General features: G+C 35.4%; 15 protein-coding genes and 1 pseudogene. 4 read left to right on the top strand and 12 right to left on the bottom strand.

What is annotated here, in order from left to right:
* Positions 1-3: 3 nt before the first annotated feature.
* From FLS47_RS01040 to FLS47_RS01030, 3 genes are all read right to left on the bottom strand, one after another.
* Positions 4-2,079, bottom strand: a complete 2,076-nt coding sequence (locus tag FLS47_RS01040) for an efflux RND transporter permease subunit (protein WP_149912547.1) — start codon at positions 2,077-2,079, stop codon at positions 4-6.
* Positions 2,033-2,497, bottom strand: coding sequence for a hypothetical protein (locus tag FLS47_RS01035; RefSeq protein WP_149912546.1), 465 nt, complete (start codon positions 2,495-2,497; stop codon positions 2,033-2,035). Before FLS47_RS01035 ends, FLS47_RS01040 begins: the two co-directional genes overlap by 47 nt.
* 188 nt (positions 2,498-2,685) lie before the next feature.
* The gene (locus FLS47_RS01030; RefSeq protein ID WP_149912545.1) at positions 2,686-3,045 is read right to left on the bottom strand and encodes a hypothetical protein; all 360 of its coding nucleotides are present in this window, start codon (positions 3,043-3,045) and stop codon (positions 2,686-2,688) included.
* A 296-nt stretch (positions 3,046-3,341) separates the two neighbouring features.
* Here FLS47_RS01030 and FLS47_RS01025 point away from each other — a divergent pair, with 296 nt between their 5' ends.
* Both FLS47_RS01025 and FLS47_RS01020 read left to right on the top strand, forming a co-directional pair.
* Entirely contained in the window at positions 3,342-4,112 is a 771-nt protein-coding gene (locus FLS47_RS01025) for a hypothetical protein (protein ID WP_149912544.1), read from the top strand.
* A gap of 137 nt (positions 4,113-4,249) precedes the next feature.
* On the top strand, positions 4,250-6,949 hold the full coding sequence (locus FLS47_RS01020; RefSeq protein ID WP_149912543.1) for a S8 family peptidase: 2,700 nt from the start codon (positions 4,250-4,252) through the stop codon (positions 6,947-6,949).
* 27 nt (positions 6,950-6,976) lie between these two features.
* Here FLS47_RS01020 and FLS47_RS01015 read toward each other — a convergent pair whose 3' ends face one another.
* Positions 6,977-8,002, bottom strand: coding sequence for an AAA family ATPase (locus FLS47_RS01015; RefSeq protein ID WP_149912542.1), 1,026 nt, complete (start codon positions 8,000-8,002; stop codon positions 6,977-6,979).
* Positions 8,003-8,664: 662 nt separating this feature from the next.
* Positions 8,665-8,952 (bottom strand): hypothetical protein, encoded by a 288-nt coding sequence (locus tag FLS47_RS01005; RefSeq protein ID WP_149912540.1) that lies wholly within the window; start codon positions 8,950-8,952, stop codon positions 8,665-8,667.
* Between the two features lie 151 nt (positions 8,953-9,103).
* Between FLS47_RS01005 and FLS47_RS01000 the strand changes: the two genes are divergently transcribed.
* Positions 9,104-9,280, top strand: a complete 177-nt coding sequence (locus FLS47_RS01000) for a type II toxin-antitoxin system HicA family toxin (RefSeq protein ID WP_149912539.1) — start codon at positions 9,104-9,106, stop codon at positions 9,278-9,280.
* Between the two features lie 39 nt (positions 9,281-9,319).
* On the top strand, positions 9,320-9,721 hold the full coding sequence (locus FLS47_RS00995) for a type II toxin-antitoxin system HicB family antitoxin (RefSeq protein ID WP_149912538.1): 402 nt from the start codon (positions 9,320-9,322) through the stop codon (positions 9,719-9,721).
* Here the strand turns inward: FLS47_RS00995 and FLS47_RS00990 are convergent.
* The 7 genes and pseudogenes from FLS47_RS00990 to FLS47_RS19120 all read right to left on the bottom strand — a co-directional run.
* A complete protein-coding gene (locus FLS47_RS00990; protein ID WP_149912537.1) occupies positions 9,657-10,211 on the bottom strand; it encodes a hypothetical protein in 555 nt (184 codons plus the stop codon). The two genes, FLS47_RS00995 and FLS47_RS00990, sit on opposite strands and share 65 nt — an antisense overlap.
* Positions 10,212-10,221: 10 nt before the next feature.
* The gene (locus tag FLS47_RS00985; RefSeq protein ID WP_149912536.1) at positions 10,222-11,253 is read right to left on the bottom strand and encodes a hypothetical protein; all 1,032 of its coding nucleotides are present in this window, start codon (positions 11,251-11,253) and stop codon (positions 10,222-10,224) included.
* On the bottom strand, positions 11,246-12,121 hold the full coding sequence (locus FLS47_RS00980) for an SIR2 family protein (RefSeq protein WP_149912535.1): 876 nt from the start codon (positions 12,119-12,121) through the stop codon (positions 11,246-11,248). The genes FLS47_RS00985 and FLS47_RS00980 overlap by 8 nt, the downstream gene beginning before the upstream one ends.
* Entirely contained in the window at positions 12,114-13,127 is a 1,014-nt protein-coding gene (locus tag FLS47_RS00975; protein ID WP_149912534.1) for an HNH endonuclease family protein, read from the bottom strand. Before FLS47_RS00975 ends, FLS47_RS00980 begins: the two co-directional genes overlap by 8 nt.
* On the bottom strand, positions 13,099-15,555 hold the full coding sequence (locus FLS47_RS00970) for an AAA family ATPase (RefSeq protein ID WP_149912533.1): 2,457 nt from the start codon (positions 15,553-15,555) through the stop codon (positions 13,099-13,101). The genes FLS47_RS00975 and FLS47_RS00970 overlap by 29 nt, the downstream gene beginning before the upstream one ends.
* A gap of 2 nt (positions 15,556-15,557) precedes the next feature.
* Positions 15,558-17,141: an RNA-directed DNA polymerase gene (locus FLS47_RS00965; protein ID WP_149912532.1), complete on the bottom strand. Its 1,584-nt coding sequence runs from the start codon at positions 17,139-17,141 to the stop codon at positions 15,558-15,560.
* Between the two features lie 71 nt (positions 17,142-17,212).
* A pseudogene (locus FLS47_RS19120) lies at positions 17,213-17,323 on the bottom strand (IS982 family transposase); the annotation flags it as partial.

The raw sequence follows: 17,323 nt of genomic DNA, 5'->3' as shown, positions 1-17,323 counted from the left end.
TATTTATTTAGCGTATAAAATGTAATTCAGCTCAATGATAGTTTCGTTAAACAATCGCAAAGCTTCTATGTAATTGATTTGTATGTTGATGGCCTGATTGTTCAACACAGACCATTGCAGATAATCTATTTCACCGTTGGCAAACTGTTTTTCCGATGTGCCGATTATTAAATTGGCATTAGGTATCTGGACTTCCTGATAGTTCTTGACTACTTCCACATGATTTTGGTATTGTAAGATTGTTTGCCTGAATTTGTTTTGCAGTAGGGCCGCTTGATGTTGGTATTCATTTTCTGCAATCGCAATTTTCTGTTGACCTGCTTTCACAAAAGCTCGCTGCCCCCTGGTGAAAATGGGAATGCCAACTCCGACCTGAACAGAATTGAACATGCTCTTGTTAATGTCGTTCATCGTTTGCTTATAATATCCAACAGAAAGGTCAGGCAGTAATTTGGATTTTTCCCATTGGGTTTCTGCTGTTACGTTTGCAATCCGCTGTTGGTATACGGCAACTTCCGGATGTTGATCAATCGTGTTTTCGGCTAGAGAAAGGTCAACAACAGGTTCGGCAATGTTGCCAACAGGCATGTACTGCTGCTCTGTATTGAGCAATAGCTGAAACTGCAACAAGGCAATAGTATAAGTGCTACGAAGCTCTTTTAATTGAATAGCAATCTGGGCACGTTGTACTTCTGCAGATGATTTCTCCAAAACATTAGCTTCACCAAGATGCAATCTGTTGGCCGCTTTTTCCAGAAATTGAGCGAAAGAACTATCGGCTTTTAGTAAGAGTTTTTCTTTCTCCTGCAAAATCAATAGCTGGTAAAATACTTCGGATACACTCTTTTCCAATTGTGCTTTAGTCAGATCTTCTTGGATAACCGCTTCTTTCCATTGTTCCTGCAGCCAGTCCTTTCTTCGGTTATATACTGTTGGGAAAGCGATACTTTGCGAAACCCCGATCTTATAGTCATTGTGCTGCGTATTGATACGGCCGTACTCACCTGTTAAAGCCGTTTGAGGTATATCCAAATAACTGTTTTTCAGCTGTTCCTGATACGAAGTCACCAAAGCACTGTTCTTGGCAATTCTGCTATTTTTATGTGCAATATCTATGGCTTGCTCCAGTTGGATAGGCTGCTGTGCATAAACGGATGAGAACAGCAAGAGTAGGAGGACGGTTGTTACCAGTTTCTTGTTTTTTCTAAATCGTTTTTTCGGTTTTTGAATTTTATCGAAGAGAATGTACAAAATAGGCAGTACAAATAGTGTCAGAAAGGTAGCGAGCATCAATCCGCCAATGACTACAGTCGCTAAAGGCCGTTGTACTTCTGCTCCTGAACCGGTACTGATAGCCATAGGCAGGAAATCGAGCGAGGCAACGAATGCGGTCATCAATACGGGGCGTAAACGTATACGGGTACCGTTCAAGACAATACGCGTAGTATTGGCTATGCCGTTTGCTTTTAGGCGGTTGAATTCGGCAATCAATACAATACCATTGAGTACGGCTACACCAAACAGGGCGATAAAGCCTACACCGGCACTGATGCTGAATGGCATGCCACGCAAAGCAAGAAAATAAATACCGCCGATGGCTGACAACGGAATGGCTGTATAAATAAGCAGACTGTGTTTGACAGATTTGAAGGCAAAAAATAGCAGTAGAAATATCAGGGCCAGTGAAACCGGTACGGCTATACCCAAACGGGCTTTTGCTTGATTGAGGTTTTCAAATGATCCGCCGTAGGTAATTCGATAACCTGTTGGTAGTTTAACTTTCGCATTTATTTTCTGCTGAACCTCTTCTACAATGGTTTGTACATCTCTGCCGCGAACATTGAAGCCGACCACGATTCTTCGTTTGGTATCCTCCCGCTGAATCTGGTTAGGACTGTTCTTTAGTTCAATCCTGGCAATCTGGCTTAACGGTATCTGTATGCCTTGAGGAGTAGGTACAAGAATATTTTTAATGTCTTCAATGTTTTTTCGTTTATCGTTATCCAAGCGTACGACCATATCTCCTTTTACACTATGAAATCCATGTGTCTGTCTTAAGGATAATTCTCCATCTTGCATCTATTTTCTTTAGGAAGTACATGATGCCGTGACCACAAAAAGGACATTCAAAATTCATATATACGACGGCGAGTTTGCCATCGGCAGAAAGTAAGGGGCGGCTAAATGAATAATGGGCCAATTGAGCCTGGATATTCAGGATATTAGGATTGCCATAGTATCGATCCCTTAGCGTTTGATTGATAAAAATAGTATCCGGTATTTTGGCCTGTTTGACGATAGCTAGAGAGTCTTTAGCCCAATCGTCAAACAAAGTTTTGAGATTCTCATAGTATATTTGGTGTAGTATTTCAGGGGTATGATGGTTAATTGTGTCCGAAATATTATTCTGTTCAAAATAGTTCTTGAGATAGGCTAGCTGTCCCCTTTCATTTTTAAATTCAACAGTGTTAGTATCTGTCTCCAGTATTGTTTCCAAGATGTCGTTGTACACGCTAGTCAATGTATCTATATAAAGTGAATCCGTTAAAGAATATTTTGTATCCTTATTTTCCGCGAGGTTGCCATTTTGATACGAACAGGATTCCACAGCGTTCAAGAGGAGTACTAGGATTCCGATCTTAATTATATGCTTGATTAAGGGTCTATATGACAGGAGGTTATTCATTATTTGGACATCGTGATTTTTTGGTTCTGACGATAATAGATAGTAGCAGATTCAATAAGCGTTTTTTTGAGTTTGCCTGTACTCATTTCATCTATCCAGTTTCCATCTTCATTCAGTTGTTGGAGAACCCATTTATGTTCTACTTCATTATAAGACCATATCTTCAGACGCTTGTTTCCCAGGAGGACATTGATGATTAGATCATACATCTCCATATTTTCTTTTTCATCGTTACGAAAATGCCAGTGAAAATTGGCTATATAGACCGTATGTTCACGAAAGTCAGCGTACAGCTCTATCCCTAGGCCGTTAACATTAGTTTCGTATAGCTTTAATTCGTTCGGTTTGTTTCTCTCCATCTTAATGTCAGGATATTGAGTAAGCCCTTCTATAATACTGTCTATAATTTCTTCAGGAGACATATTGATTAAGATTTAGCTTACAATATACGCAGATCTAACTTTGAAAATAATTTTGTTTCAACAAAATTATTTTTTATCATTGTATGTGCTTGTTGGCAAGCCTGCTCGTTCGTGCAAAGATCTATTCAGCCAATGGTTTAATAATGCAAACTTTTTTCCTGCTTATTATCCAAACAAGATTACGAACGCATCAATACCCAGGATAGTAAAGTAGGTCTAAACAGGAATGTATTATGACAACTATTGATTACTTCAAACTCCAAGCAAAAAATCTTCTAAAAGATTTCAAAACCCAAAGTTCTTCATTTGATTCAAAACTGGACCGTAAGGTTTATGATTACGATCCAAAATTTTTCCAAATCGACCTGCTAGTAAATGACTTCAATATTAATGAAGAAAACTTCAAGTTAGGAAATGCCCAGCATGTGATTGCGAAGTTATGCGGACTGGAAAAATGGAGTGACCTATCAAAAGCATCTTCGGCCAAAATTGAGCTATCCAGACTATTGTATACTAATATGGATAGAGTTGAAGTGCGGGATTGGGATGCATATGTATCGGGTATAGAAAACGAAAATAACCTAAAGCTTGATGATGACTTCAAATTGCAAATCTTTAAAGACGTTTTCTTGGAAAGAGAGCAGGACGTCTATTACGAAAGTTATCGACTGTCCAAAGATGAAGAAATAGACATGGAATGGGAACAAGAAGATTCCATTTCAAAGACATCTACCGCAAAAATTTCCTCATTATCTTTAACAGGGGAAGATCATAAAAAATTTATAAAGGCCGCAAATCGCTCATTCGATCGTATCATCAAAAGGATTGAACCAGAACATCCTGAACTGACCCGTTCGTTGTGGAATGCGAAACGTTATATCGATGAAGAGTTATTAAAACCCGATATGTTACCCATCGACAGAAACTACGCGCTTTCTTTGATTGACACCTTCTTAGTTCATCACGTTATAAGACTAGCAGCTAAAGCTGATGAGCTAGCATAGAATCCCAATAAATTAAACTAATATTTTATAAATTTTCAGACAACAGGCCTATTTGAAGGGTATCTTATATTAACAGTGATATTGTAATAATGTGTGTTATTTGATATATTGGTCTTGAATCCAGTTAATTGCTAATTATGAAACGAAAACTACCCCATCTATATTTAAAAAATCCTTTTGGACAGGTAAATAAATTTAATAAATCTCGATATGTTTCTGATACAGAAATAGAACCCAAAGATCCTGAAGCATATAGGTTACATAAGCAAAAACTCTACAATTCATTTGTTCAATTAGCTCAAGATAGATCAGTCCGATTAAGTCACAAGACACTTGTTAATGTGAATATTGAGATTGTAGAAATAAGGTTTTTAATTCCCTTCAATGATGGAGCCTTATTCAAAACGCGGTCGCGATTTTTGAACGAATTTGGACTTAGCGCCGTGATGCAACGAGACTTCAATAGGACTATTTTATTTGCCATTACTGACAAAGAAAAATTTAGAAGATTTGATGAATTACTGAATCAATATGTAGAAAGTAGTAATAAGATTTCTCCGCAAGGCAAAGCATATGCTATAATGACGACGTTGTATGATGTTAAATATCATACAGCGGACGATATCCGAAATAATTGTGCTACAGATCTTGTTTTTCAATTCATAAATAACACCGCCTATATTGATGCTGCGTACCAAGCACAGCGACATACTTTAGAGAAGCATCTCAAGGAACTAGAAGCATCAGGAACAATTGATTCTTTTACTGTAGATGCATATGATAAGATGGTTCAGCTAAAAGGGGCAAGTCGAGAGATTGTAGTCGAACTCGCGAAAAACTTTGATATTCTGGTTCAAGCACATTCTTTACGTGGTGTGAAAGTAAAGCCAGATCAATTTAATGCGGCTCGATTAACTTGGGATTTTAGAATTCTGGATAATCTAATTTTCAATACGGTAGTTGGAGTTCTAGATAATGGAATAAGACCAATAGAGCCCATTCAAGAAATTGTTGTGGGTGGGCATGATATTACAGCTACTAACGATGCACTACTTGCAGTTCATCAGCATGGGACAGTAGTTGCGAGTCTTGCAGCAGTTGGTGCGAGGTATTTTTCAGCTGAGGAGAATATTGTCGCAGATGCACGGATATTCTCTGTCAAAATCCTAGAGAGTATGAATAGTTACCTCGATATCATAGGTATAGTTGAAGCAATACGTGATGTGCATCGTAGCCAAGGAATTAGACTATTTAATCTTTCTGTTTGTGGACCTAGCAAAGCTTATAATGAAGCTCCTTCATTATTTGCATATTTATTAGATAAATTGGCTTACGAAGAAGATATCTTGATATTTATAGCCGCAGGCAATATGAATTACGATGATCTTGTAGCTATGCAGGCAGATGACCATGAGTTGCATAGCTATCCCAATCACTTTTATAATCCAGGAGAATCGTCCGATTGGCATTCTTGCGAATTTACTAATATATGCCAGCCTGCCGAAAGCATGAATCATATTTCAGTTGGTGCATTGGCGGACAATTATCGCTCGGACACTACTACACATTTAAGTCTTGATAGAGATTTACCAGCCTATTATTCACGAAAAAATCATTACGATTTTAAGCAAAAAATCAATGGTGTGTTATTGAGCAATAGCTATGCGAATAAAAATCTTTTCAAGCCGGACATTGTGATGCCAGGAGGAGATTTATTAGACGGCGATTCAGGAATGCAGGTACTCGGATTTGGAGATGTTGGGACAGATTATTACACTTTCGATGCAGGGACCAGTCTAGCGACACCATTAGCACTCAATTTGGCTGTAAAATTGGTTAATAAATATCCCAATATATCCTTACAATCAGTTAAAGCGTTGATGCTAAATAGCGCCGATAGTTTCTCTCACAGTTACCTAGAAGGTTCAGTCACGAAGCGGAAAGGAACTTTTTCTAGAGAAAAATTTAAAGCGAATTTTGATGATCTAAAAAGAGGTGATAAAGCTAATGTCACAAAACAATTCTTATCAGCAGAAGATATACATCGTAATTTAGTAGGATATGGGAAACCAGATAGAGAGCGATTGTTGTATTCAAACGATGACGAAGTTTCTTTGCTTATCGAAGATATTATCCCTACAGATCATCACAAAGTTGTTCTTGTCAATATTCCTGATTATCTATTAGATACCACGACTTCAAAGTGTCTTGATATCCAGGCTACCTTATGTTTTAAGGTTAATCCTGCTTGGGGAAATCACGTAGATTATAATCCTTTGCACATATCATTTAATTTTGCAAATAGCGTAGTAGACTCTGTAGATGATTTAGCAGATATCATATCTGATAGAAATCATGGGTACTATAGAGATTATTGGACAGACGAGATATGGGGGCTTGAGCAAAGAAAAGAAGGTACAGGACTAAGCGATTATGAGAATAAGCAATTGTCAGCGTTAAAACTAAAAGTGAAAAATCAAGTACTTGGTGTAAAAAAGGATATTCAGTCATGGTCAGAAGATTTTTTTCCACTAGTCAATAAACCGCTCTCCAACAGACAGCAGATGAATATCATGCTAGCTAAAAATGATATCGAGAAGATAGAAAATAAGCTTGCTCTAGTCATTCGTTGCGCTGTCAAGGATAATTTAGATTACGACTTGAGAGAGTGGATAGAACGAACACCGGAGCATGAATTCTCGTTGGCGATCCGAATACAGGATCAATCAAAAAGCCAAGATCAGAGTCTATATGACGAATTGCAGGCGATAAATAATTTGGAGGTGATTAATAATAATAATATAGATCTCGACCAAGATCTCGAAGCCGAAGCATAAAATGCTTTTACACAAAAAAACCTTGGCTTATACAATAGCCAAGGCTTCTTTTTCCTGTATCAGCAGATCATACCAGATCTGCGTATTGATCTTGGGCTTTAGTGCCTTTGTATCTTTTATTGCAAATAAGCTTCGTTTTATTGCATTGATCAGCGTCTTCTGTATACTGTAGTAGGAGAGCCCTTGCGCTACCTCTATCAGACTCTTCATCGGTACCTTCCGGTCAAAGCCAAACTGTCCTTCTTTTAAGACCAATTGTATTAATTGCTGTATCTGTTGTTGATCTGGTAGTTCTAGCGATATCGCCAGATCAAATCTACGGAGCAAAGCCTCATCCAACATATCCTTTTGGTTGGTCGCACAGATCACCATACTACTATGCGGTAGATAGTCAAAGAGTTGCAATATCGTATTCACCACGCGCTTCATCTCACCATGATCTTGGCTGTAGTCACGCACCTTGCCCAGTGAGTCAAACTCATCGATAAAGATGATACAGTCTTCCTGTGCCGCCTTACGAAATATCTTTGCCAAGTTTTTGCTTGTCTCCCCCAGTTTAGAAGATACTATAGCACCGAGATTGACCACGATCATCATCTTCTGTAGCTCACCCGCGATGACATAGGACGCCAATGTCTTACCACATCCCGATGGGCCATAGAGCAGCAGCTTGTTGGATATCGGTAGTTGGTATTTAGATAACAGTTCGCTGTTGCGGTGCTCTTCCAGATAGTTGACCAGATTATCTTTAGCAGATGCGGTACATACCAGATTTTCCAAGCTATAGTCGGACGTGAGTTTCTCTAGGATCAACTCATCTGTTTCTCTGTCTTGTAACTGTTGATAGTGTGATGGCGAGCCGACCTTTTGCAGTGCGCTATGTTGCTGTTTGCGTAGGCTATCTTTGAGCAAAGATTGTAGCTGCAGGGCAAAGTTGACCCTCTTGCTACTTTTGTTGTGCTCGATAAATTCGTTCAACGTAGACAATAGCTTCTCCTGGTCGTTTTCCAACCCAAATCGAGCGATATCTTTTATATAGTCTTGTTGTCCCATGATGATCGATTGCTAGCCATTCGTCTTTGCAAAGGTACGAATTGTATTACTTTGCTTGCACATTTAAGTTTACTTAGTTCAATATAGCAAATTTTAGGCCTAATCGGTAGCAATTTTTTTAGAAAGAGAAATAAGTATTAGTCACGCTAAGGAGGAGGTGGGGTGAAAACAGTAATTAGGAGTGGTGTGATTCTAAACGATACAACGTTTATATTAACAGAACGGTTTAACAATTATAATTTTAAAGAAGACGCTATTCAAGATACGTTTCGTGTTCATCAATATTCTCCCAAGCCAGACAGCACAAATAAGTTTATAAAATAAACGTAAGTTCTCTGAATCAGTTTCAATTGAGGAGTCAATTATAAGTGGAATTGCAACTTAAATGTAGAGACTTTTTATACTATTCTCGATTAATTTTTAGAATTTCTTTTTATTAAACTTCCGATCACTACACCCGATATCATAGTCGGGATAAATCCGATGAAGGATATCCAGAAAAATGGCTTAACATAATAATCTACTATCCCTTCAACTATTGATTCATTGTGTTTTAATGGGAGTCCTTCTTGTAAATATCCCACTGTAGAGCCTGCTAATGTGCCTACAAACAATATCATAAAAATGGCTAAAATCCCATAGTAAGTACGTATTCTAAGCATTCAGTTTAATCGTAAACCACAGTAATATGCAAAGGCGTACAAACCCGTGATGCCTACGAAAAGATTAAGACCGAAATTATTGATAAAGTCAAAGACATCAGCAAGATCATTCCCCGGCAAAAGGTAGAACAGGAAAAATGCAATAAACAGATTTATGCTAACTGCGATAAATAAAATTCTAATTTCCTTAGTCATAATATAGGCGATCCTATTTTTCGGAGCCAAGTTATGATCTTCATCTGGATTGAAAGGGTATGGTTTATTGGTGATTTTTGTTCCTTTTTTCATTTTTAGAGAATAAGTTTATCAACTAGCTAAAGGTAGTGCAAAATAATTTTGAATTAAAGTAGTGAATATACTACCTTTGTATTGTGGAGTTCGAGGTGTGATTGGTGGTTTAAGGCATAAATTATCCAGGCACATTTAAAACTTTTTCATTATGAAATCAAGTGAGTTCCACAGATTATTGCGAAACAATGGCTGGATCCATATCCGTACCAAAGGATCTCATTACATTTATGAGAAGGATGGAAAGACCTATCCAGTTCCTTATCATGGTAGCAAAGAGATAGGAGAGGGCCTTCGCAAGAAAATCATGAAGGATCTGGGGCTTTAATTAGCTCCCGATCCCCATGATAATAGAAAATAAACAGATATGAAAACATTAAAGATCATTATCGAACGTAGCCAAGACATGTTCAGCGCCTACGCAGAGAATGCCGCAGGCATCTATGGTGGTGGTGATACCGTCGAAGAGGCCAAGCAATCTATCTTAGATGCCATAGCGATCATTACCGAGGAGTTTACAGATGACAATATACCATCCATACTCAAAGGTAAGTATGAGATCGTGTACCACTTTGATGCAGAGAGTTTTCTCAGCTATTACAAAGGGATCTTTACCAATGCCGCTTTAGAAAAGATTACTGGGATCAATCAGCGTCAGCTACAACATTACTCCTCGGGGCTAAAGAAACCTCGCCAGCCTCAGCTTAAGAAGATAGAAGAGGGGCTTCATCGTCTGGCAGCAGAGCTACAAGCGGTGGAGTTGGTGTAGTGGTCTCATTAATCTGAGATATCATTCTGTATTTTAAACTATCCATTTCTAGGATGTTGATTGCTAAAAAAGAAAAGGCATGAATGAATTTTGTGCGTATTGTGTATTTGCTATATTTCGTCCCGAACAATTCCTTATGTATTTCTTCTGACCAATCCATAATATTCGATTCGTCCATCTCAAAGAGGGCATCGTGAGCTAGTTCATTGCGAATCACATTCAATTGATTTAAACATTCTATTATGAAATTGTGTTTGGTCTTATTTTCGAATGTCATTTCTTCGAATATTTTTATTTTCTTGAAAAATGACAATTCATTAAATCTATTTTCCATCTTCTCGGACAAACAAGCTTCTAAAGTGCTCTCAATCATTAAATGTCCTTTAAGAAGAATCAATTCTAATTCCCTTTTGTTCGAAAGGTGTCCCCATACAGCCCATTCATATAAAGGATTTAGAGATCGATGCTTGATTAGTTCATCACTCATCATAAATTATTAGTTACAAACTCCTAGCTATAATTATAAAATCACCAAGTGATATTCCAAGAATAGCCATGCCTGCGTCGTGTGGATTCTCTAATTTGTATTTACTTTTTGCGGAGCCATTGAGTGCATACTGATTCCCTTCAATGATTATAGTACACCAAACTTTCCGCTCACACTGTACGGTTACCTTGTCAGAATAGAAGGGCCAGCTTCCTTGATACTCTTCTTTCTTTATAGTCTTGTATTTAACGTCAGTATTCAAGAATCTTTTGATTCTATCGATTAAAGTAAATGGTGTTTTGGGCTTTAGTTTCTCGTTATAATTCGAAGTATTCACTCTATAGTTAGTCAATCCAAAATCATCTTGATAAAGTAATCCAAAATCATAAAGCCCAATTGAGGAAACCTGCTTGCCGTAGATACCCGCTATTTCAAAGATAATTTGTCTCCCGAGTGTTGATACAAAGCTTTCAAATTTTACAATGATATATCGGGCTACTTCAGCATATACTTCATTTAAGGATTTAGGATCTGGATCAAATATTTTTTTAGTAGGTATTTCCAATCTTTCAATTAGGCGGCTTTCAAAATCCGTCCAAGATTTTACCGTGTTGATACTTGGTTTTTTGTGCCCTGTTATAATATCAAAATGGTGATAACGTGCAAATTTGCCAAACTCAGAGATAATGGAGAGTAACTTCCAAAAATCTTTATCGTCATCTAACAGCTTCTGATCTAACAACAACTGGTGTTGATCACTTCTCTCATAATAATGTTCAATAATCTCATTGAGTAACTTACTTAAATCATGACCTAGAGACTTTAGGTATTCATAATTAGGGTACTCTTCCTGACGATGATAGTAAACAGTACAGATGTAAGCCTTCATAATTCGCTCAAATCCCTGAGATAACAGCTGAAATGGAAGAAAATAGAAATCATTTGTTCCGTCGATGTTCTGTAGTTCACCAAATCCTAAACGTATTAATTTGTTGGCAATTTTGAACTCTTCTAATAGACTGCCATGCTTTTCAAAATCAATCATACTTTGACCGTATTTTATGTATTACGTCTTGATAATATTCCGCAATATCATCGATCTCGATGATAATAATATTAACGTCATTAGCTTCCAGTAATTGAATCTTATCAGTAGAGTCTTCGACATATTTATGAGGAATATAGTAGTATAGTTTATTTTCAATAAAGCTATTTTTCTTGTAATATTTACATCGAGCTCGGTAAGTCAATAACCACCAAATATCTATTTCTACAAAATCTAAAGCTAGTCCAAAAATATGGACATCGCTCGTGAAGAATAAATCAATCCAAGATTGGAGATTAAGTTTTTCTTGCTTTTTCAACCTCCTGATGAGCGATTCTTTATGTATTCTCTTTGATGTGTAATTAGGGCCATTTACAACATAATCCCTCATTTTCTGCAACTGACCGCAATAATGCTCATATCCTAAATTTATAGAGGCGGGAACATTACAGTCTCCATGGATATGCCAGTACTTTTTGCTATTAACCTCATACTGTCGAAATACACTGTATGCGGTCTCTTTTACCAAACTGGTATTAACTTTCGGAATTCCCCCCTCTAGACTGAATTCATAATTTGTCGTAAGAATGTTGTCCGTAGATAATTCTCTTATTAAACTGTGTATTTTATTTTGAGATATCCGCGAAATTTCCTCTCCAATATAGATTTTTAGTTGTGTTTCATCAATATTGTTTTCTTTAATAGCATGAAGGAATATCTCCTCATATAGCATTGGGAATGGTTTGTTACCATTAGCAAGAAGAGGAACGTTATATTTTGCTTTTATATTCATTAATAAATCTCCCCAACTTACGCCGGGTGAGATATTGTTGATGTCATTACCAACGAGTATAGTGTATCTATCCATTTTTTACCCCTAATTGTATTAAAAGATCATGGGTTAGTTTAGAAAGTGGCCGTTTGGAATGATCATCCAGATAAGAGCTCCATATTATTCTATCGATTTCTGCTTCTGTCTTTCCTAAGCCTTTATAGGTATTTATCATTGCTTCGTAGCTATTTATGTTGTACTGTTGTGCTTTGTCCATTATTTCTTGAACATAATCTGTATGATGATTGTAGACTTGCTCGATCCCTAATACTTTAATATTGCAGTTTGGGCTCGTGGATGGGGGCTCTGAAATTGCTTTGATATATATTGAATCGTAGTTTTTTCCTAAGCCTAGTAAGTGTTTTTTTGTCTGATCTTCGTCATCGTTTTCTATTTGCTCTTTGTTGTAGCCATAGAACTCGAATTTTATAGGAGTATTTTCAGTTAAGTTATAAGGTGTATGCCTTACTTCTTTACTGCTTTTAAGTTTGTTACATATAGAACAGCTTGGTACTAAGTTATAGAAACTCAAAGCAAGTATTGGGTAAATTGACTTTGGTAGAAAATGGTCAAATTCTGGTCTAAAATTTACGTCATTTTCAAAATCATTTACTGTTAGAGTATAATTATGGTTACAATATGGGCATACACTTACCTCTATTTTTTTTGTAAGCCATCGCCCAATCGATATTTCTTCCTGATTCTTCGTGATTTTCTTTGATAAAATGCGTTTAAAGTAGTTCTCCATTCTTTCTTTAAATGCCTTGAATTGATTTCGATGCTGATTATTTCCGTTGAGATTCAATTTAAAAGAATCGATAAAATCAGCGTGCTTTGCTTTTAAGTTAGATGGAGTACAAAGAATAATCTCCTCAAGGTGTTCATCTAAATATTTTATCATTCTGAACTCCAGTCTTCTTTTACCTTTAGAAATAGTTGCTAATCTGTTTTTTTTGGGAATATTAAAATACGATTTTACCTCTGCAAGGTACTCTTGTGCGAGTTGATCTAGCTTATTTTGATCTTTGATTATTGATATCATCTAAACGTTTTTCTAAGTAATTAATTCGTTCCATTAAGGATATATAAACTTCGTCTCTAGGTGTTTTTTTTTGAGGTTTTCTTTCATGATATAACTTTAATAATTGAGACTTTATGAAAGGTTCGCTGACTAGAAGTATCCGTTGTTCAATATCATGGAAAGATTCGTCATTAAGGTCTTTATTGTGAAGAGTATCAAAAAGATCATTGATCTTATTCTTTGCAAACTCGCCAATAGGCACACTGTTCAAGAAGAAGCCATGCTGAAGCAAAGTATGTATATTAGCACCGAATGTGTTCTCGGACATAGGGTATGACTGCTTGCCTTTTTCTAAGAATAATACATTGTTTTTCGGTATATCACTTAGTATAAAAGGAGAGTGGGTAATCATTAAGATATTTAATGCTTTTACATTTGAAAAATGAACGTGGTTTAACAAGAATAATAATCGACTAATAAATTGCCTCTGATAGTCAGGATGAAAGTAAAGCTCGATTTCATCTAGTACAATATTAATGTAATTATATGAAAACAATTCATAGTGCTCATTGCTATTATCTATTGAATCGATATTTTTTAAGTGGTAAACAATAGAACTTGTAACGTTGATCAGTTGCCTTTCTCCAGAGCTAAGAGAGTCAAATGTTGTTTTTTGTCCTTCTTCGTTCTTGATATTTAAGTCTACAAAAAAAATAGGAGGGGGTAAAAATTCTAAGTAGAATCTTTCAATGCTAATTGTATTATTTTCTTTTTTATTAGAATATGATTCATATAATGAGTGTACTACGGATGTATACTTTTCGATTTTTATTTCGAAACTCTCTTTTGTTAGATTATCTTTTTTTAAGTCTCTAAATAGTTTACTATAATCATGAGGATATTTTACCTTATTAAAATTACATACGTAATTTAGGGTTTGAAATAATTTTAGTGTAATATGACTTCGGTCATTTAGTAAAGAAGTGATATACCCGTTACATACTTCCCTTAGACTTTGATAGTATTCCACTGTTTTACTTGAGAAAATGTATATACCGTCAAAAGGTAGTCTTTCTTTGTATTTCGGATACTTATTTGTTATTGATAGCGTTTTATATGTTAAATAATTTAAACATTTTTCTATTTCACCTTTTTCAATGTCATTGATTCCATTTTTATAAATTACCTGTTTCCAGATTTCATAAATTTCAGTTATATAAAATGATAAAATAAGAATTCTATCATTAATATATGGTAAGTCCTCTTCGAATATTTCAACGAAGTCTATAATGGTATTATGATTTTCTTCTGTGAGACCTCTTAGGTTTAAATCATTTTCTAGAGCACTTCTGCTTCTTGGGAAGTTAGAAATTTGATTTTCGCCACCTAGAGTTTTGTCTTTAAAAACACTATTGATTTTATTAATGTTTGTAAGGAAATTAGGAGGTAAGTTCTTGAAGTAATCAATTGTTTTTATTAAGTCCTCGTTTACTAATGAACTATAGTGTTTCTCTATATTGTCGATTACAAAACTATAAATATCTGTTGCCGTTTTTGGATCAATAACATATGATATAGAAGATAGTATATTAAGGATATAATCTGTTTCTTTCTCTCTGATTACGAAATCCGTGAAGTTTTGCTCTTCGCTAATTTTATCAAAGTTTAATTTTGGATTTATACATAAGCTTAATAATCTTTGTCTCGTTAGAAACTCTTCGTTATTTACATCAATAATTCCCTTGTTTCTATATGGATGAAGTGCGATTGGCGTCAGATATCCATCGTTTTTATGAAATAGTCTCCTAAGCCAATTTTGTTGTTCTGCAAAAGAAATTCCATTGTCTGTGTATAGTGAGGGGGCGGAAGAAACTTTTTCGTTTTTGTAATGTTCTGTGTTCCATGAGTATAATGAGTAATTTATCCCCAAAGTAAAAAACAAGATTTCTTTATATGTCCATTCATCTTCTGGCTCATCTAAAATATTCGTTGATTCTATCTTATCATCTTTTTTTCTATCGAAGGTACATAGAGAGTTTTCATTGACGAATTTTACTCTATAGATGTTTTCGTTTAAGCTGAAGTAAATTTCCCCATACAAGTCTTTTATAAATAATAGCTGGTTAAAGCTACCAGGGATAATTAAAAAATGAAAATTATTTAGAATTCTTATCAGAAAATCTAAAAGGCTACTTTTACCTTCACCATTTTTGCCTACAACTGCTTGTATGTTTACATGATTAAGCGAGGTACTGTTGCCTTCTTTTCTTTCATAATAAAAATTTTGAGGTACATGTCCGTAGGATATGTCTTTCTTTTTAATAAAATCGTCTTCTGAGGGCTCGTAATTATTGTCAAAAAAGTAGTAGTGATCTTCTTTTAGGTTCTTCAAGATATCTTTCGAACATCCTTTTCTGGGACGTACTGCTATTAATTTAAAATCATTCATGTTTAAAAAGGTCTGGAAATAGGTGGATTTAAGAAATCATAAATTGATCTTTCTTGAACTGTATTCTCATTGATCGTTGGTCGAGATGTATATGTCTCATCATAAAAAGAAATATTTAATTCTCTCATAATAGAAAAGAATTTATTGTCTGATAAAAGGTCATTATCTAATTCTATCCAACCCTTTAGAAGAGCTTCATAGATTAGCAACCACTTCTCTCCAGATAAAGCATCTTGGCTAATCATATCTTTGATTTTTTCTGTGTCAAAACGACTTGAGATCATACCATTAGATTTTAAATCCAATAATAATAAGAGAGAAAAGCTATCTTGTGATTTTACAATCATATCTGCTCGCGCTTTAGTCAGTTTAAAAGAGAACTCTTTCATTAACCAGAGTACCCACGATAGTTCATAATGATGGTTTTTACCTGCATTTTCATCAAGTATCTTGTCTAAGATTCCTTTAAATATTTTTTTATCAACCTTATTCTCATTTTTAATGAAAATTTTTGCGATAGTTTCCATTGCCTTTGGTTCTACTAACAAAACTTTGAAAAGAATAGCCTGATATATTTCCCAAGAGTTGTCGATGATATCTTGCTTGGATAATATTTGGATGGCATAAAGTAATATCGAGTCATTCGGGTATTTTTTATATAAATCAAAAGTAATGGAGGCAAATCGCTCAATATCTGTTTTCTGTCCTATAGTACCTCTGAATTTGAAGGCAGATAGTTGTGATGTCCATTTGTTTTCGAATTCAAATATTTTTTGGCTGATGGTTGTTTTCTCCTCATTGAGTTCAAGCTGATATTCACTTAACAAAATCTGGTAATTTTTGATAAACTTTTCAGCTTCTGCTAAGTTGTCGCAATATGCATATAGGTCGTCCATATATCTCAAAAATTTTAATCTCGGAAATTGTTCTTGAATTGACCTGTCTATCTCGCTATGAACAATCTCAGCAATAACTAGGGAGGTGTCAGGACCAATAGGAATTCCCATTGTCTGACCATGATTTCCTTCCCGAAGAATTTTGTCTAACTTATTACCCAATAGGTCTAAATCTGTTCTGTTTTCTTTCGCTACACTTTTACCGTGGATCGCCCAAGGAATTGAGTGCGTGTAAATACTATTATAGAACCTTGAAATATCAGTTTTTACTTCGAATAGCATATCTGCTGACAATAGCAAACGCTCCAAAGTGAAGTCTCTAAAATTACTTTTTGTTTTTAATGACCTGATAGAAAGAGTATTTTCTACAGGCCTACTGTGAGATATTGTTGAATTATTTAACTTAGTTTGGATATCATTCCAGTTAGATGAAATAACTTCTGTAAGTTGGATGTGACTAAAAGGATTTGGAATATGGAGTACCCTCCTTATGTATCCATTTTTTGGAATATTATATTTACAAGAGTTTGTTTCTCTGTATTTCTGTCGTTCTGTCTTATTAAGTCTGTTAAAAGTACTGGTCCATATTGATCTTAGTTCTACGATGTTTTTGGCTAGCTTGGTCGTATTAAAAGGAGGTGGTAGTTCTTTTGGAAAATAACCTAATTTTAAAAATATTGACTCTTCCATACTATTCTTCTTCTGAAGTTTAATTGTTTTTAATGTTTTTATCAACAAAATTATCAACCTGAATTCGATAATTAAAAAGCGTACAATTGGTTAGTTTTTACCGTTTGATATTTGATTGAAGGTTTCTTAGGGAAGAAACTGTATGCTGCTAATCCAGCTAAGATATTTACGATAAAGTTGAT

Source organism: Sphingobacterium cavernae (assembly GCF_008520265.1).
GTDB lineage: Bacteria > Bacteroidota > Bacteroidia > Sphingobacteriales > Sphingobacteriaceae > Sphingobacterium > Sphingobacterium cavernae.
Note: the sequence above shows the minus strand (reverse complement) of the source record. Positions and strands in the feature narration are given on the sequence as shown.

Excerpts from the sequence above, each read along its gene's own strand:
- FLS47_RS01015 (WP_149912542.1), bottom strand. The coding sequence starts at position 8,002 with ATGGGACAACAAGACTATATAAAAGATATCGCTCGATTTGGGTTGGAA.
- FLS47_RS00995 (WP_149912538.1), top strand. The coding sequence starts at position 9,320 with ATGAAAACATTAAAGATCATTATCGAACGTAGCCAAGACATGTTCAGC.
- FLS47_RS01005 (WP_149912540.1), bottom strand. The coding sequence starts at position 8,952 with ATGAAAAAAGGAACAAAAATCACCAATAAACCATACCCTTTCAATCCA.
- FLS47_RS00985 (WP_149912536.1), bottom strand. The coding sequence starts at position 11,253 with ATGATTGATTTTGAAAAGCATGGCAGTCTATTAGAAGAGTTCAAAATT.
- FLS47_RS01040 (WP_149912547.1), bottom strand. The coding sequence starts at position 2,079 with ATGCAAGATGGAGAATTATCCTTAAGACAGACACATGGATTTCATAGT.
- FLS47_RS00990 (WP_149912537.1), bottom strand. The coding sequence starts at position 10,211 with ATGATGAGTGATGAACTAATCAAGCATCGATCTCTAAATCCTTTATAT.
- FLS47_RS01025 (WP_149912544.1), top strand. The coding sequence starts at position 3,342 with ATGACAACTATTGATTACTTCAAACTCCAAGCAAAAAATCTTCTAAAA.
- FLS47_RS00980 (WP_149912535.1), bottom strand. The coding sequence starts at position 12,121 with ATGGATAGATACACTATACTCGTTGGTAATGACATCAACAATATCTCA.
- FLS47_RS01030 (WP_149912545.1), bottom strand. The coding sequence starts at position 3,045 with ATGGAGAGAAACAAACCGAACGAATTAAAGCTATACGAAACTAATGTT.
- FLS47_RS01000 (WP_149912539.1), top strand. The coding sequence starts at position 9,104 with ATGAAATCAAGTGAGTTCCACAGATTATTGCGAAACAATGGCTGGATC.
- FLS47_RS00975 (WP_149912534.1), bottom strand. The coding sequence starts at position 13,127 with ATGATATCAATAATCAAAGATCAAAATAAGCTAGATCAACTCGCACAA.
- FLS47_RS00970 (WP_149912533.1), bottom strand. The coding sequence starts at position 15,555 with ATGAATGATTTTAAATTAATAGCAGTACGTCCCAGAAAAGGATGTTCG.
- FLS47_RS00965 (WP_149912532.1), bottom strand. The coding sequence starts at position 17,141 with ATGGAAGAGTCAATATTTTTAAAATTAGGTTATTTTCCAAAAGAACTA.
- FLS47_RS01020 (WP_149912543.1), top strand. The coding sequence starts at position 4,250 with ATGAAACGAAAACTACCCCATCTATATTTAAAAAATCCTTTTGGACAG.